Consider the following 17508-nt stretch of genomic DNA (forward strand, 5'->3'; position numbering starts at 1 on the left):
GCATTACCGACTGCGACTGTTATACAGTGATATCAAGGATATGAAGGAAACGACGCTGGATTTTGAATTTGGAGCGAAGTGCAGCCATAAGGAAGCGATGTATGAAATGAGTGGAACCAATGACATCGTATATCTGTTGCAGTGTGAGCAGGCGCATGTGAGCATACCGGTGTATATCGGGATCGGAGTACCTGCGAGCTGGGATCATGCATACGGAGTGTATCAGTTTTCGGTAGAGCAGCGGGATCTGGTCTACGTCCGAAAGGATCTGCAGATCGACGAGGAGAACATCATCGAGGTGAGGATGGCACCGGGAAAGGACTATGTGTTTTCACAGCGTAGTCTGCCGGTGGAGGAGAAGAGTCTGAACACGTGGGTGAGCGGACTGGTCGGCGGAAGCCGAAGGGTGGATCAGAAGCTGGCGCTGGGAAGCACGGCGATGTTTGCGGCAGCGGGATTCCTCGGAGTGAGTCTGGTCGGCGGCCTGTATTTGAAAAAGAGCGGAAAGGGAAGCAGGGTAAGGAAGAGACGTAAGGAGAGTTGAAGGTATGTGTGTAAGAAGATATGAGGACAACTGGGGAGAGCTGAAGGGGAAGCTGATGGAGAAGGATGTGCTGGAGGTGCTGTCGCTGAGTGCGTTCTGCAGGGATGAGCAGGATCTGGAGGAGAAGCTGCGCTACTGTGGGGAAAAGGATATCCGTCTACAGGTGAAGGATGCGCGGATATCCCCGGATGTATATCTGGACATCCTGTATCTGATGAAGCGAGAGGAACGAAAGAAACGGGAGGAGCTGAAGAAGGCGCAGTATAAGGGGATCGTGAAGGCACTGGAGAAGAAGAAAGAGGGAGCGGGGAGCTATGGAAGACCGCGTGCGAGTCTTCCGGAGGACTTCAAGGAACAGGTGGAATACTGTCAGAAGAACCATATCCCGCTGGAGACCTACCGCAGAAGAACCTCACTGAAAAAGGCGACCTTCTATAAATATGTGAAGTCTATCGACGGAGAGTCAAATTAAGTATTTTTTAATAATAAGAAATTGTTACTAAACGCAAATAATACCTCTTATTTAGGGGTATTTTTTTGTGAATTATAATTCCGTAAATGTGATATTATACAGACAGCGGATGCCATGACACATGAAAAAAAGAAGCAGCTGAGCCGCTTCTTACAGTAACCTACTGTAGTGAATGTTTGTCTGTCTACGTTATATTTATAACACTTTCGTCACATGATGTAAAGGATTTTCAGGCTATTTTATGTCATATTATGTTTAAATCCTTACATTTTGTGCGGATTTGTTTTTCCTTCCAGATCAGCGCGTTGATTCTTTATCTGAATATTATATGGAACAATACGGTGCCCTTTTATAAAAGGTGTTTTCGTCATGGCTTCCATTTTACAGATGGAGGGTCTTTTTTTGTCTATCGAAAGGATGGTTTAACTATGTCAAAACGTATTATCGATCCAGCTGAGCTGGCTGCATTGGAAAGTAATGAGAAACCCTTTTTCTATGATCCGACGCTAGAGGAATGGCTGCTGTTCTGGCTGGAGAGCTTTATTTTGCCGCAATGCAGACCCTCTACCTGTATGAATTTCCGCTCTTATATCCTGTCGCATATCTGCCCGCTGCTGGGTGATTATCATTTAAAGGAATTGAGGACGGTAATGATTCAGTATTTCGTAAACCACCAGCTTACCAAAGGAAGACTTGATCAAAATGGCGGGTTATCAAGGAAGACGGTATCTGAGCAGTTTCAGGTTCTCAGCAGAGCCCTGCGAAAAGCTGTGACTATGGGCTATCTGGAATACGATCCGTGTCAGGCTGTTGTCCTGCCGCAGAAAGAGCAAAAGGCGCAAAGGACGCTGACGGTTGAGGAGCAGCAGTCTATAAGCGAGGTCGTTGATCCGACATGGAAGGAAAATTCTCTATTGCCGGTGTTACTTGGAGAATATGCAGGACTGCGAATCGGAGAAATCGCCGGTCTTCAGGTAGGGGATATCGACCTGGAGCATCGAAAAATCCATATTCAGCGATCCTTGAACAGATTTCCGATAACGGATGCACAGGGAAACCTGCATAGCAAGCTTATCTATGGAAAAACAAAAAACGGAAAAGAACGTTTTGTTCCTATGAACGATGATCTGTACAGGGCTTTATATACCTACCTGACCACCATGCCATCCATGCATAAAAGAAAAAAGGCACCACTCTTTATAAATACCAGAGGGAATCCCATGGAACCGAAGATGATTCGTTTTTATTTCAATCGATGTATGAGGGAATTATCGATAACGGATATCCATTTTCACAGTCTGCGGCATACCTTTGCGACGAGAGCCATGGAAGCACAGATGAGTCTGAAGGTGTGCAGTCAGATACTGGGACATTCCTCGACACAGATCACAGCTGATGTTTACACACATGTGAGTGACTTTCAAATGTCGAGAGAAATAAAAAAACTGAATATGGCACAGCTCAGAGAGCTATATGCATAAACAGCCGATTACCTACAGTAGGTTACTGTAGGCGTAGAGATAGTACCATGAAAAGCTAGATTTGACAATATATAAAAAGACAGGATTTGTGGAAATTAATGGGAAGTGCAAAACCTGTCAGGAAGCTGATCAGTGAGCGTAGCGTATCAAGCATTGAAAAAGGAAGAGGGATATGGATGTTTAAAAAATTATTGGCAGTCTTGAGTCTGTGTCTGGTGATGAGTGGCTGCGGCGATTCGGATATGCTGTTGACGAAAGAGGATGTTCAGCTGGATCAGATCAGGCTGAAGGAGCTGGAGCGAAAGATCGGGGAGAAGAGCACCTTCATCCTCATGGTCTCCCAGAATTCCTGCAGCGACTGTTCGCTGATGGAACGAACCATCCTCCCTTTTTCCCGTACCCATGAGGACATCGATATCGTGGAGCTGAAGCTGGATGAACAGGGAGAGAAGATTTCCGATACCGATCAGGCATTCCGGGATATCCAGAAGCTCATCCCTGCCTTCAGCGGAAGCACGCCGCAGTTCTTCTATTTCAAGGATGGAAAGATGAAGAAAACAGAGCAGGGTGTGATGAGTGAGCTCGCATGGCAGAATTACATGATCGACTGTGAGCTGCTCAGTGGAGAGAAGCTGAAGGAGGCGGAAGCGTCCTATCAACTGACACTGGGAGAGTATCTGCAGGATACGAGCATAACAGCTATCGGAAAGAAGCTGAAAAACAAAGAAAGCTTCTATCTGTATCATGCCAGAGAGGATCGCTACAATGCATCCTTTTCCAAGAAGCTGCGAGCATATAGCGACAAAGAAAAGACGAAGGTGTTCGTATTGAATACCTCCCGGATCGTACAGCCGGAAGGTGATAAAGAGAAGAAGGTGATGGATGAGGGGATGAGCATCATCAATGAGACGATGAGCCTCAGCCTTTCTCCAAGCGTTTACTATATCAAGGATGGCGAAGTCAGAGCAGTATTGAAGGACAATGCAACAGAGAAGGAGATAGCCGCATGGTTTGCGAAGAATCCACAAGGGAATTGAGGAAGAAGCAGGAACAGCTGAAAAGCAGGACGCTCTGGCTACAGGAGATGAAGCAGGCGATCATCAAAAAGACGAGACTGTGCATGCTCATCATGGCAGGGATCTTCTTCCTGCTCATCCTGATCCAAAGCGGATTGTATGTGTGTGTACCGCAGCGATATCAAGGCAGTATCCTGCATATGGTCCAGTGGGGGAAATGGGGACTGCTCGCAGGAGAGGTCATCATCTATGCAGTATTGAAGGACAGTGAGATGGAAGGAGTGTAAGGGAATGAAGAAAAAGATACCGATGGGAAGGCTGGAGAAGCTCGTGATCCTGGTCATGGTGGTCACCCTGGCAGTGAGCATCCTTCCACAGCTGGATATCCAGCAGCTGTTTGCTGAGGATCCTGCGACAGTGACACTGGAATTGAAGGAAGGCAATGTGAGTAGACCGCTGAGCATCACCACGACAGATACGAAGGCAGTGGAAGCGGTACTGTTGAAGGATGGTGCGGAGATGGAACGCAAGATATTGCATACGAATACACCGGCACAGTTCGATATCCTTCAAAACGGGACGTATGTGATCCGTAGCATCGATGTGCAGGGAAGCGTGCTAGAGGAGCATGAGCAGGTGGTGGAAGGACTGGCCGACCTGTATGTGGAAAAGACAGGGCAGGGAGGATTGACCTTGTATGGACGAATGGAAAACACGGATCATATATCAGTTACCTTCAAGGAAAAGAAGGAGCCTGTAAAGGTCGAGAAGCAGGAGAACGGCTTGTATCAGGGAAGCTATACACCGAAGGAGAACGGAAGCTATGTGTTCCAGAGCGAAACAGTAGATAACACACCTCTTGGAACTACAGTATCCTATGAAGAAACAGGTATTGCAGAACAACCAAAGGAAGAACCAAAAAAAGAAGAGCCGCAAGAAGTGAAGGAGATCCACATCACGAATGAACAGGGCCTGAAGGATATCGCCAAAGCACCTGATAAGACGTATATCCTGGACAGTGATATCGCGGTGACCTCTGATTCTATACTGATAGAAAAAGAATTTACAGGAACTCTGGAAGGAAACGGCCATGTGATCAAAGGTTTGAAGCAGCCGTTGTTCACTTCTCTGAAGAAAGCAAATATAAATGATGTAAATCTGAGCAGTATTATCGATACGGATGCAGACACAGCAGCGTTGGCATTGCGTGCAGCTGATACAAAAATCAATGGCGTTGGCATTTTAGCTGTCATTCATTCAAAGCAAACTGCTGCTGGAATGCTGGTGAATAGTACAAATACAAGTATAGAAAGCAGTTATGTGAGCGGGGAAATCACAGGGGAAGCAGGAGCTTCCGGTTTTGTCGTCTCCGGAAATGCAGAAATAAGCAACAGCTATGTAACAGGAATCATCGAAGGCAAGCAATCTGCATATGGATTCGGAAAAGAAAGCAGTATAACGAACTGCTATGCGGCCGTGTATGTGGAAGGCAAGGAAACAGGCAATTTCAATGGAGAGAGCAGTAAGCTGGAAAGCAGCTTCTATGATATCAGCGTGGCATCGAAAGAAGAGCTGCGAGCACAGGAATACACAAGTGAGCAGCTGGTCAGTGGAGATCTGACAATAGACGGATTCCAACAAACAAAGGGGAGCTATCCATCTTCAAAGAAAGAGATCACAGACAAATATAGTGAAGAGGCAAAGAAGCTGAGTGCGCTCAGTACACTGGCAGTCAGTACGCAGACAAGTCTGATGGGACTGACGAAGGATGTGGCACTGCCTTCCTCAACAGGGAAAGAAGCTATCTCATGGAGTGCAGAGGGGAATGTTGGAGTTTCTGGAAATGCCGCGATTGCAAAGGTAACGCGCAGTCTGGATCAGGATACGGAAGGAACGCTGGTCGCAAAAACATCCAGTGGAACGCGTGTGATGAGAGCAGCCTCCGCAAAGCTGTTGGCAGGAGAAGAACCGCAGGCAGGACAGTCGGTGGCAGAGAAGACAACGAGCATCAGCTTCAATATGCAAGCGAATCACTATTATCTGATCACGACGGATGACGGCATGGAAAGTAAACTACCGGCAGATCATAAGGCAGCCATCGCTTCAGGATGGAGAAGATACCTGTGGGATGGAGCAATCAGCTGGGATGGTCTGAACTGGAATACGACCTATTATGTGTATGAGTATGATTTGAAGGGAACCAAGGATGTCATAAAGAAAAAAGTAAAGACAGTAAAAGGACAGATCGGTGGAAGCATCCAGTTGTCGGAAGACATGGCAGCCGGAGCGACCCTGAAAGCAACACTGAAGGAAACCATGACGACGAAAGGAAGCTGGAAATGGGAGAAGGCGGAATCACCGACCAGTACGACATGGACAGAATTATCAAAAGAAACAAGTGCGAAAGAAAACAATATATCAAGCAGCTATGTACTGAAACAGGAAGACAGCAGTAAGTATATCCGTGCAACCTTTACCGCTGCGGATGAAGCATTTGAGGGCAGTATCACAGCGAGCAGTAAGACCGTGGTCAAGGCACCTCTGAGCAAGGTACAGATATACACAGATATGGAGCGAACAAGTATTGCTAAAGATGAGCATATGGTCGTAGACACTAAACTGTATGCATTGGTAGAACCGGGGAATTTTGATTCCGAAGTGGATTACACCTGGCATCATTATAAAGATGATGGTGTAACAATAGATGAAACCATTCAGGGAAGAGGCAGCTTTTATCAATTACAGGGCAAGGATGTCAATGAGAAAATTTGTGTAAAGGCTGTGGCAAAAGGAGAAGGAGGAGCAAGTGGAACCGTCATTAGCAGTGCATTTGGAAAGACTGTAGAAGCAGCTCCGACACCTTCTCCAACCGTAGCTCCGGAATTGGCAGGAACAAATGATGAGGCAGTAGAAGACAGATCAATAACTGTTAGGATGCCGGAATCTTATACAGAGGGAAAGGGGCTGTATCAGTTTTTATTTAAACCGCAAAACGGAACGATTCAAGAATTTGATGTATATGCAAGAGGCAGCAATCCTGTGACAATTACTGGCTTACAAGCAAATACGACGTATCTGATTTATGTACGAGCGATTGGTGAAAATGGACATCTGAATTCAGATTATGATAAGAAAATCTATAAGGAAGTTACAACAAAATTTCCATATGTGAAAGGAACTCTTGAAATAACATCTACAGGCAGTGGCTTTCGTTTTGGTGATACATTAAACGCAACCTTAACCGGATACGATACCGATCAGACGGGGAATTATACCTGGTATCTGGTTAATACCGACGGTAGTCGTGGTAATGCATTAACAAGTTCTACTGAATTTGGTAAAACAATAGGCTTGAAGAAGCCAGAATATATCGGGCATAGATTGGAAATCGTATTAGAGGGGTCTGGAAACTACAGTGGAGAGATAAGTGCACAAAGTGAAATCATCAAGCCTGCCATACAGGCCGCGCCAGTGGAAACGCTGGAATATAATAATTCAAAAACAGATACTACGGTAAAGGTAAACATACCTTCTGAATTACCGGAAGGAGAATTAGTAAACATTGGATACTCAAAGCTGGAAAATGGTGTACCGGAGGAATATCGTCCGCAAGGTGTAAGAGGTGTATATGAGAGCGGTAGATCTGTTGTCATTAGTGGTTTACAGCGAAATACAACGTATTATTTCTTTATGCGATTTCATGAAAATGATCGTCATGAAAAATCTGAATGGTCTGATAACTATATCACTGTTAAAACAAAGCAAACAGATTTCAATGGAGCAATACGTTTTGAATATGGGAATGCAGGGAAGCTAGCACCTACACAAACAGAACGTATCACTGCTAGATTGGATAATATAAATGCTCCAGGAAATGAACCAAATACGAAGGATGGTGCATGGTACTGGTATAAACAAGAACCAGGAAAAGCAGAAGAGGTTATAAATGCTTTCTATCCCGGAACGGATGGATGCTCGACGTATTATGAAATACCAAAGTCAGACGCGCCAGGAACTAGATATCGCGTAGAATTTGAATTTGACAAAGATTTCAAAAAAGAAACAGAAGAAGGGGTACCGATTACTCGCGTTCAAAGCACGTCAGAGTCCTTGCTGGAATATAAACTAAATCCAATGGATAAACCGGATGGAGCTATGCTGAAAGTAGTGGAGAATACAGGAACAGATTCAACGATCACCTTTCGGATGGATGGTACAGAGGGGCTTGTTTATGGTTTTCGTTATAGTCTGGAAGAAAATGTAGAGAGTGCACAATCAGCTGACTATGATGCATATGCAGGAACAAATGTTACTATAAAAGGCTTGGAAAGAAACAAGGTATACCATATCTGGGTTCAGACAAAAGGGAATGATACACGCTCAGACAGTGAATGGTCTGATACTTGTCTGAGTGTCAGAACGAAGAAAACAGGTATTTTGGGATATGTGGAAATAAAAGGTACAAATACTGCCGGGCAGGAAATGGAGGCAGTATACAACAAGGCCAATTATATGCCGGAGGGCTCCGATGCAGGAGGCGAATGGCAATGGTATCGTGAAAATGATAGTGGCGATTATGATGTAATTACAGGAGCAAATACAAGCAAGTATACGCCACAAAGTAAAGATATTCAAAAAGCTATAAAAGTGGTGTATACAATGCCAGAGAGCAGTGATTTTATGGATCATAAGGAGGCAGTGACACCAAAAATCAAGAAGCAGCTGGTTTCAAATACAACTATAGAACAATTTAGACAGGGAACAGACACAGCGGAAAGTAAGCCAAGCTTGGATTTTACATTGGGCAGCTATGAGGGAATATGGTATCGGATACAGAACGATAACATACCTGCACCGGAATCTCCAACAGCAATCACGGATGAAGCGTTGAAAGCTGCGGGCTGGTCGCCATGTACTGCGGTTGGTATGAATGTAAGTAAAGACTATGAAAATAAGGATTTAAGTGCGAATACAACATATACGTTATACGTAGTCAAGGCAGAAACTGGAGAAACACAGGTCAGCAGTATGGCAAGAGCCAGTGCAGAAATTGGAACCGTACGGCAGACAGGTACTATGGAAATCACGAATACCACAGATGTCAAAGAGGCAGATCGTGGTGATATATCCTATACTAAAATCACGTACCCTGTTATAGGAAAGACAATAACCGCAGAGTTAAAGAATGCGAATAATGTACAGGGAACATGGAAATGGTACAAGAGTAAAACAACCTGTGGAGATGATGGAAAAACACCTGTGCCAGCTACAGATAGTGATGCGTGGGAACAGCTGGCCAGCGGATATAGTCCGACAATCAATAAGAAGCATAGTACTTTAACGATAAGTGAAGATTTATGGAAGCACTATATTAAAGCAGAATTCGTACCGAATAACGAGCTTGGATATGGCGGGGACAGCATCAAGCAGGTGAATACAAATTATGTAAGAAAAATCTATAATGAGCAGATCACGATCGAGTCAAGTACAAAGGATGGAAATGGTAATCAGACGGTTTATACTGGAACAAAAGTAACTGCATTAGTAGAAAACTGGACCGGAAAAGATTTAAAAGGACGCTTTAAATTATTTATCAATGAGGATAGTCCAAAGGAGCATACAAACAGTACCTATACTGAAAATGAAATGAATACGATAGAAGCAGGCTGGGCCAAAGAATATGATGGAAGAAATGTCTTTGCAGTACTGAAGGTGCCAAATGATATATTCTTATATGTCGATGAAAACCTATTGGAAATTCCCACGGATAGAACATATACAAGTGATCGTCTTCCTTATCGATACGGTACTCCAATAAGTAGCGCAGAGGATTTGTATAAATTTATGACTGCCCAGGAGCCATTTGCTGATACTACAGCAAATTATGTTTTAACAAATAATGTTAACATGAAGAATTCACCTATCCCTCAAGATTCATTTCTTAGTAAATTAACTGCTAACGGAAGTTTTGAGGGCGATTATCACACTATATCGTATATGGATAAGCCTTTGTTATACGGAATGTATGGAAAATCAAGTGTACAAAATCTTATCATACAGAATGCAGATATAAACCTCACAAATGGCACTTCAGGAGCTTGCATTACTTCGCGAACCGAAGGGGAAGATGTAAGTATTAAAAATGTATTTTTGATTGATTCTGATTTGTATAGCAATTGGGACACTGGTTACATTATCGGAGGTACCATTTACGGTAGTGCATCTGTTTCAAATGTTGGAGCTGTCGGAGGTAGTGTAACTGCTGGAAGAGCTTTGGGTGGATTAACAGGTAATGCAGGGAATTATGCTGGCAGTAGTTCTCATTATAAAAATGTTTTTCTGCTTAATTTGGAATTCGGTTCCTATGGATCGCAAGGGGCATCCGGTATGGTTGGGTATCTTGGTGAAGGAAAGGTAACAATTGATAATATCTATGTTGCATATCAGAATTTTAAATCAATCAATGTAGTGGGGAATTATCCACAAGGAACCACTTTGACAAACAGCTTTTTTGACTCCACAATTATGCCAACTGCAATCACAACGGGTTTTGATGGAAAAGTTTTAGGTAAAACATCTTATGAAATGACAACCAGCGATTTGTTCAACGGCAGTGGTGATTGGGAAAATAAAGAAGGCTATTATCCAAGACTTACATGGATACGTAACCATCCAGTAGTATCGTTGTATACGGCAACACGAGGCGCATTTACTTCTGTTGACAATCAAACCAACAATACGGACATGTTTAACGGTAATATAAATGGAACTATTAAAATACCTGAAGAATTGCAAAAAAAAGATTACTCAATAAGTTCTAGTGACCCCAGTATACTAAAGGTAACGGATGGTGGAACAATTATCCCTGTTAAAACTGGAACTGCTGAAATTACCATCACATACAAGCAACCAGATTTATCTATTGGAGGAACAGCTTCTAATACATATGTGTTTAATGCGAAAAAAGCAGTCAATTCTTTAACATCCGTTAATGTCAAAGGAGATGCGAATCCTGGAAATTCACTTACTGTCGATACATCTGGAGCATCTGGAATAACATATAAATGGTATCGTAGAAAATCGGGCACTACTAATCGCGAGATAATCACAGGAGCGGCTTCTAACACCTATACGATTAAACCTTCCGATGTTGGTTATGAAATCAATGTCGATGTAAGTGCTAATGGTTATGCAACAATGTCCTCCGGCTTTACAGATGCAGTTACCTCTGTTAGGCCTACGGGAATAAATCCTGAAAACATCACAGATAATTCTATTACCGTGAAAGCTCAGGGAATAGAGGGTGCGGATTATGAATATGCTTATGCAACCTCGGAAAATGGAAATAAAATTATCGCCGGGCATTCCACGGATGCTTTTACGATAACTGGTCTTACTAGAAATACAACATACTGGCTGTTTACCCGAGTTGCCGGTGGTCATGGATATGAAGCGAGCGACTGGAGCTCCGTACAGATAGTCACGACAAAGAAAACAGATATCGTTGGTCCTATTAAAACAGATGGCGCGGTCAATATGGGGAAGGATGTACATGCTTATATTGGAGATGACAACCTGCAAAAGGGTAACTGGAAAATTGAACGTATTGAACATAACGGAGATCGCACAGACATTACGAATGAGGCATCAAATAAAAGTGATTATGATATTTACTATACATTAAAAAAGGAAGATGTCGGCAAGGATATATGTTTTTCCTATAATGAGATTGAGAATGGCGATTATAAGAATCCAGGTACGAAAAATGAACCCGTTTCCTATACGATAGAAAATGTTCTCAGAATTCCACAAAATGCCCCTGACAAACCTGTAGGAAATAAAAAGGATGCACATTCAATCACGATCAGTCACAACGGGGATGGGTTATATGACTTCGGATATACAGACAACGCGGGGAAAAAAATACAGATTCTTGATAATGCCCAACATGGTTATCCCGGTAATACTGAGGTAACGATCAATGAGCTGAAAAGAAACACTACGTATTATCTGTACGCAAGACTGCATGAAAAAGAAGATTATGAGCCTAGTGGATGGTCTCCTTATGTAACAGCTACTACTGCGCAATCGGATATCACAGGAAAAAGTAAAATCATAACAGAAGGTATACAGAAGGTAGAGAATACCATAGCATTTACCGTTCAGGGTACTGACGATGATACAAAGGATCTCACAGGTATCTGGATATTGGAAAGAGTAGATAAAAATGATGATAGCAAGCGCAATACGATACTGGCGACAACTGATGAGAATAATCCGAATAAGATAAGTTATCAACTTAAACCGGAGGATGCTGGTTATAAGATCAAAGCGACATTTAAAGCGAATGGTGATTACACAGGAGAATGTTCGCTTGCCAGTGAAGTAATAGCTAATGCAGAACAGAGTCTGGGTAAAGTTGAAACAGAAATATCGAATATCATGCAGTATCAGATGACACTGAAAGTTACCGATACCGGTGATCAAGATGCAATCTTTGAATTCGGGTATCGAAAGCACAGCGAAACAGATAAGGCTATCCAGCCGAATAACGTTTCAGTTACATGGAAAAAGGATGTTGTCATCAATGAATTATCAAGAAATACAGAATATGATTTCTTCATTCGCAAGGCTGAAAAAATAGGATATAACGCCAGTGACTGGACATTGATTAACAAAGATGATCCAAAAAGAACACTACGCTCGCCATTGCTTGGCAATATCAATGTTATCAGTGCATCTTCAAAGCCGGGGATTGATACAACGCTGAGTGTTGCGTATGTAGGTGGTGTGTATCCGGATAAAGCAGATGATACGACAAGCGGAACCTGGCAATGGTATCTCGATGGTGTTGCTGTGGATGGAGAAACCAACCTGTCTTTCACAGTACCTCCAGTGGATGGAAACCCAAAGGTTACGGTACGCTATAGTGCCAAAGAGAATAGTGATTTTAGCAGTTATACAGAACGTTCCTTTGGCAATGTCTTCAAAACAGATTATGCAACTCCATTTGCTCCAATAATCACGCCTCTGTCAGAAGATCCAGAAGCCATTGGAAGTATGCTGCATATAGTAAGCGCTAAAGACGATTTCAAAGATATTTATTATTATGTGCAATCGGCAAATATTGATGAGCTTCCTGCTTTAGAGGTATCAGAAGCGGTTAATGAAAAAGAAAGCTCAAAGGTCAACAATGAATCAACAGCAAACAGCGGTCACTGGATCAAGGCAACTGCGAAGGAGATGGATATTCGTTTAGAAGCAAATAAATCCTATGTAGTTTACGTCGCAAGACTGGAATCCAGAAGCTATGCAGCCAGCGGTATCAACTCTGCTCGGCCAGTAAGAACAGAAAAGGAACCGATTGCTAGAAAAAATTATGATCAGATAGAAGAAGAGAATGAAAACGTAGAGTGGAAGACGCTGCAGAGCAAGACTGTCAAGTATACTGTTGATGGCAAGGCTCCGACTGTTTCATGGAAATATTATGTGGCATCAGAAAAAGACGATTCGGCCGTATGGCAGAATATCGATGCTGATATGAAGGCATTGGACGATTGGCGGCTTGATGATACCGTAGATGGCTATGCACGAAGCAGATTTCAAATTCCTTTGAAGTATACGGGGCAGTATTTGAAAATCGTTATGACAGGCATTGATGATTACTCCGGTACGATTACCTATATTACTACGGAACGATTGAAGGGGGCTTTGATTAAAGGAAAAGCACAGATCAAAGCTTCTGTTACGACAAAGGTTCTGGATACATTGGAAGCAAATTACGACAGTGATCAAAACGATAAAAACGGAACCTTTACATGGTATCGTCAAGAAGTGGATGAAAATGGAATCTCTAAAAAAGATGCTGTTGTAATTCCGGACTCAAAAACGAATGGAAATGTCAGCACCTATGCATTGACAGCGGCAGATTTGAATCACAGAGTCTTTGCTGTATATACTGCTGCAGAAAACACGGAATATGTTGGTAGTGTGCAGACAGACCCTATTGTTGTAAGGAAAAAGGCGGAACAGGAGAAACCGAATGCACCGACAAAGGTACGAGTGAATGGAAATAGTATCCAGTTTCGTACACCGACCAATTACAAGACAGATAAAATTGTAGATATCCCGTATGTACAGGTGGGCTATCTGCGGTACGTAGACGGTCAGCCGGTCGATGATGCGGGAAATAGCCTGACTACGCAGGATGAGATCGAAGCCAATATCCACTGGCAGAGTGAGGATGAATATCTTGCACGCGAAAGCTGGTTCCACAATTTACAAAGAGATAGTGAATATAGGTTATTCGCAAAATTTATTCCAACGGCTGCCTATGATGAATCGGTAGTCAGTGATCCAAGCTTACCTATAAAAACAGAGCACGCGCTCTTCGATGAGGATGCGTTAGTGATTCAGGATGTCGTGGATACGCGGCAGGCAGCTGCCAGACCAAGCAATATCGGATCAGAGATTTCATTCATATATAGCGGAGAAGGCTACGACGAAGGAGAGTTCCTCTTACATAGAAGCAATGGAGAGAAGATTCCGGTAGACAGTGACAGAGTTGAAACAAATCTAACTGCGAAGACGATCAGCTACAGCTATACCTATACGAAGGAGGATGTCGGCTCCTACATCACGGTGGAATACAAAGCGAAGGAAAATGCTGCTCATTATCAGGGAAGCATAAAGAAGACGAATTCCGTCATCGTGACAAAAGAGATGAACCCAAATCCATTGGATGGCAAGTATCAGAAATTGAAACGAGATCTGGATACGAATCTTATACTGGAGCTGGTGAATGCAGAGTATGAGTACTATCTAAGTGATAAAGAGAATTATGTACCAACGCCTGGTGATTGGGATACAGTACAAGCAAATGAACAGGGAAGTCATGTATTCACGAATCTGGATCGAAATACAGAATATTATCTGTGGACGCGTATTGCAGAAACGGATGAATACGATCCAAGTGCACCTGATAAATCTGTAGGTGTGTCACCGGAACCGTTTATCAACTTTGGAGCAATCGAAATCACAAACAGTACGGATCGTAAGACACCACCGTATAAGGAAAGCGAATTTATACCATTCCCGGATACACTGAAAAAAGGAAAGATATTTATCGACACGAATAAGATCACCAGAAAAGAACAGATTGAGGGCAGTAAAGAGACAAAGGAAGTCTCAGCGAAGATCGATCATCCGGTTTCTGCTTTCATGAAAGCAGATGGCAGTGCAACAGACCTCGTCTATGAGAAGGGAAGTACCTGGGGAAATGATAACTTTGCGGTAGAGCTTGTATTCTATAGCGAAAGCGATCAAGTGCTTGCAAGTGTAGATGGGACAATGGGGGAAATTACAGTTCCAGATGCCGCGGTAAAAATGAAAGTGCGTATCTATCGTGTAAATGCGATGAGTGAAGCGGAATATACATGGGAAGCGATGCTCAGGGAAAACAGTGATGAAGGGATAACAGCGAAGCTGAAAGCGGACATCACGATGATCACACAGGTAGATATAGCGTTGCCGCAAAAGATCCAGCTGACACTGGATGATCAGGTGATGAAACAGAGTACGAACAATGAACAGGCCGTCAATGGAAACGGTATGCCGTTACAGTTTAGCATCGATCGAAGAGTGGTGGAAAAGAGTGAGAAGGTACCAAGCCTTGCAGGAGAGATGAAAAGCACTGATTATTACAATCAGATTCCTGCTGGAACAGCGTATCTGAAGTGCTCGAATGATGGCTCTAACTTTACAAAGATCACAGATGGTGCATGGCTGGATACCGGCTTACCGAATAGCGAACCGGCACATCTGATGCGTCTGGGCGCAGATGCATGGAGCGGCTATTACTTCAGTGGGATCACGAGCAAGCAACAGGTATGGAATTTCGATACAAACGGTTCCATCGAGAACGCTTATAAGTTCCGATTCATAACAGAGGTATCGAAAGAGGATGCGCCGATCAGTAAAAAATATATCTACGAAGTAAAGGGGAAGGAGGAAACGAAATGAGCGAAGAGCAAACAGCAGGTAAGAGCAGGAAGAAGATCATCTCTGTCCTCCTTCTCTTGCTCGTCATCGCCGGGATCGGGATCTGGTTCTTTCTGGGAAGGGACGGCTTCCGCTTCGACAGTGCCGCAGAGGATGGGACACTGGATGGGATGAGTGAGGCACAGATCCAGGAGATGCTGGACAAGAAGCTGTCGGAAAGCATGCTGGCGATATCGATCAACAGCTCCCCGGTGTTCAAGGATGGGAAGAGCAAGGGGACGCTGCGCATCGAAAACGCACCGAACAACCGCTACAATATGAAGGTGAGGATCACGATGGATAGCGATGAGCGGGAGATCTATCACAGTGACGCGATCAAGCCGGCACAGGTGATCAAGGAGGATTATCTGGATGAGGAGCTGAAGAAAGGGACCTATCCGTGCACGGCGACGTTCGAGGCGTATGACACGAAAACGAATGAAAAGGCAGGTGAAGCATCGGCAAAGCTGAAAATAAAGGTGAAGGAATGAGAAGCAGGAAAGAGCATGTATCCCAGACCGGCGGGGATGTAAAAGATACGGGTCAGGAAAGAAAGGTAGAGGAGAAACCATTATGAAAAAACTATTAGCATTAGCAATGGCAGCGATGATGTGTGCTGTCACAGCACCGATCCACGCAGCAGAAGAAGCAACAGAAGTGAATCCACAGACGGATGAGAATCAGAACATCGAATCAGAAACAGATTCTCAGGAAGCAAAGGGAGAAGTATGGGCGATGCTGAGTGAAAAGACACAGCTTGACCAGATGAAGGTGACCGTACCGATCCGACTGCATTTTGCAGTATTGAATAAGAATACAGCAGCGGATTCTCTTGATAAGGATCATCTGCAATTCAAGACACCACATACAGGAAAGTATGCGATATCCGTTGATAAGACATCTTCCGTCGATGTGAAGGTGAAATCAGTAAAGGTTGAAAAACCGCAGAATGGTAAGTGGACTTTGAAGGATCCGACTACTGTTGCTGCAGAAGAAACCGATCCAAGAATGGTATCGATCAGTCTGATGAACCAAGAAATGGTACAGGATACAGAAGTTGCAATCACTGATTTCAAGGTCACAAAAAATACATCAAAAACGATACCATTTAGTGGAACAGCATCGAAAGCAAGTATTCCGGCAAATACTGATGATAAAAAAGTAACAGGTATCTATGAGAAAGCATTCAATGTAACCTATACATTGGAGATGGTACAGCCTGCGGCTGATACACCGTCAGGATCTTAATTCGATATGATACAAAAGAGCACATCGTGCTCTTACATGAGGGAGGGAGCACTCCCTTCCTTATGCAAAGGTACGATGGAAGGAGAAAAGGAATGGAAGAGATGAAGGAAGCATCAAAAGAAGAGAAGAAGGAAGGAAAACAGAGGAACGGGAAAAAGAAATGGCTCATCCTCATACTGCTGCTGATATTGCTGGGAAGCTTTGCCGCATGGAAGCTGTTCGATACCGGAGACGGTCTTGCCATGGACCCCGACCAGAGTGAGGGCACCCTGGATGGACTGAGTGAGGCTGAGATACAGAAGCTGCTGGATGACAAGGTGGCGGAGGGACAGTTCATGCTCAACATCAACACCCGTCCTGTATTCAAAAACGGCACCAGCAAGGGGACCCTGCGCATCGAGAACAATCCGCAGAACCGCTATCTCATGGTCGTGAAGATCTATCTGAAGCAGGATGAGAAGGATGGCGAGAAGATCTATGAGAGCGGTGCGATCCGTCCCGGCAACAAGATCGAAACGGCGCAGCTGGATGTGGCATTGAAGAAGGGCACCTATCCGGTGACTGCTTATTTTGAGGCCTACGATATGAAGACGAAGGAATTCGTCGGCAAGGCGGCAAGTACGCTGTCCATCACGATAAAGGAATAGAGGAAAGAGGACCTATGGAAGAACGAAAAAAGGACGAAGGAAAGAAGTACAAGCACCTGTC

9 protein-coding genes are annotated in these 17508 nt (G+C 43.7%); all 9 read left to right on the forward strand.

Annotation, left to right across the window (positions count from 1 at the left end; all coding sequences use genetic code 11):
- The coding region (locus NE665_RS20875; protein ID WP_256302619.1) for a hypothetical protein at window positions 1-544 on the forward strand (544 nt) is incomplete at its 5' end.
- Window positions 545-548: 4 nt separating this feature from the next.
- The gene (locus tag NE665_RS20880; protein ID WP_256302620.1) at window positions 549-1016 is read left to right on the forward strand and encodes a hypothetical protein; all 468 of its coding nucleotides are present in this window, start codon (window positions 549-551) and stop codon (window positions 1014-1016) included.
- Between the two features lie 428 nt (window positions 1017-1444).
- Window positions 1445-2497: a site-specific integrase gene (locus NE665_RS20885; RefSeq protein WP_256302621.1), complete on the forward strand. Its 1053-nt coding sequence runs from the start codon at window positions 1445-1447 to the stop codon at window positions 2495-2497.
- A 176-nt stretch (window positions 2498-2673) separates the two neighbouring features.
- Entirely contained in the window at window positions 2674-3534 is an 861-nt protein-coding gene (locus tag NE665_RS20890; RefSeq protein WP_256302622.1) for a thioredoxin family protein, read from the forward strand.
- Window positions 3504-3800, forward strand: coding sequence for a hypothetical protein (locus tag NE665_RS20895; protein WP_238135345.1), 297 nt, complete (start codon window positions 3504-3506; stop codon window positions 3798-3800). The genes NE665_RS20890 and NE665_RS20895 overlap by 31 nt, the downstream gene beginning before the upstream one ends.
- Before the next feature lie 4 nt (window positions 3801-3804).
- Window positions 3805-15534 (forward strand): ZmpA/ZmpB/ZmpC family metallo-endopeptidase-related protein, encoded by an 11730-nt coding sequence (locus NE665_RS20900; RefSeq protein ID WP_256302623.1) that lies wholly within the window; start codon window positions 3805-3807, stop codon window positions 15532-15534.
- Window positions 15531-16043 (forward strand): hypothetical protein, encoded by a 513-nt coding sequence (locus tag NE665_RS20905; RefSeq protein ID WP_117444961.1) that lies wholly within the window; start codon window positions 15531-15533, stop codon window positions 16041-16043. The genes NE665_RS20900 and NE665_RS20905 overlap by 4 nt, the downstream gene beginning before the upstream one ends.
- Window positions 16044-16125: 82 nt before the next feature.
- Window positions 16126-16800 carry a jacalin-like lectin gene (locus NE665_RS20910; protein WP_256302624.1) on the forward strand — a complete coding sequence of 225 codons (675 nt, stop codon included), beginning with the start codon at window positions 16126-16128 and terminating at the stop codon, window positions 16798-16800.
- Window positions 16801-16892: 92 nt separating this feature from the next.
- Window positions 16893-17447, forward strand: a complete 555-nt coding sequence (locus NE665_RS20915) for a hypothetical protein (protein WP_256302625.1) — start codon at window positions 16893-16895, stop codon at window positions 17445-17447.
- Window positions 17448-17508: the final 61 nt, after the last annotated feature.

This window comes from Clostridium sp. DFI.1.208 (assembly GCF_024463855.1).
GTDB lineage: Bacteria > Bacillota_I > Bacilli_A > Erysipelotrichales > Erysipelotrichaceae > Clostridium_AQ.

What these genes read in the sequence shown, in the direction of transcription:
- NE665_RS20880 (WP_256302620.1), top strand. Translation starts at nt 549, where the DNA reads ATGTGTGTAAGAAGATATGAGGACAACTGGGGAGAGCTGAAGGGGAAG.
- NE665_RS20905 (WP_117444961.1), top strand. Translation starts at nt 15,531, where the DNA reads ATGAGCGAAGAGCAAACAGCAGGTAAGAGCAGGAAGAAGATCATCTCT.
- NE665_RS20915 (WP_256302625.1), top strand. Translation starts at nt 16,893, where the DNA reads ATGGAAGAGATGAAGGAAGCATCAAAAGAAGAGAAGAAGGAAGGAAAA.
- NE665_RS20900 (WP_256302623.1), top strand. Translation starts at nt 3,805, where the DNA reads ATGAAGAAAAAGATACCGATGGGAAGGCTGGAGAAGCTCGTGATCCTG.
- NE665_RS20885 (WP_256302621.1), top strand. Translation starts at nt 1,445, where the DNA reads ATGTCAAAACGTATTATCGATCCAGCTGAGCTGGCTGCATTGGAAAGT.
- NE665_RS20895 (WP_238135345.1), top strand. Translation starts at nt 3,504, where the DNA reads ATGGTTTGCGAAGAATCCACAAGGGAATTGAGGAAGAAGCAGGAACAG.
- NE665_RS20890 (WP_256302622.1), top strand. Translation starts at nt 2,674, where the DNA reads ATGTTTAAAAAATTATTGGCAGTCTTGAGTCTGTGTCTGGTGATGAGT.
- NE665_RS20910 (WP_256302624.1), top strand. Translation starts at nt 16,126, where the DNA reads ATGAAAAAACTATTAGCATTAGCAATGGCAGCGATGATGTGTGCTGTC.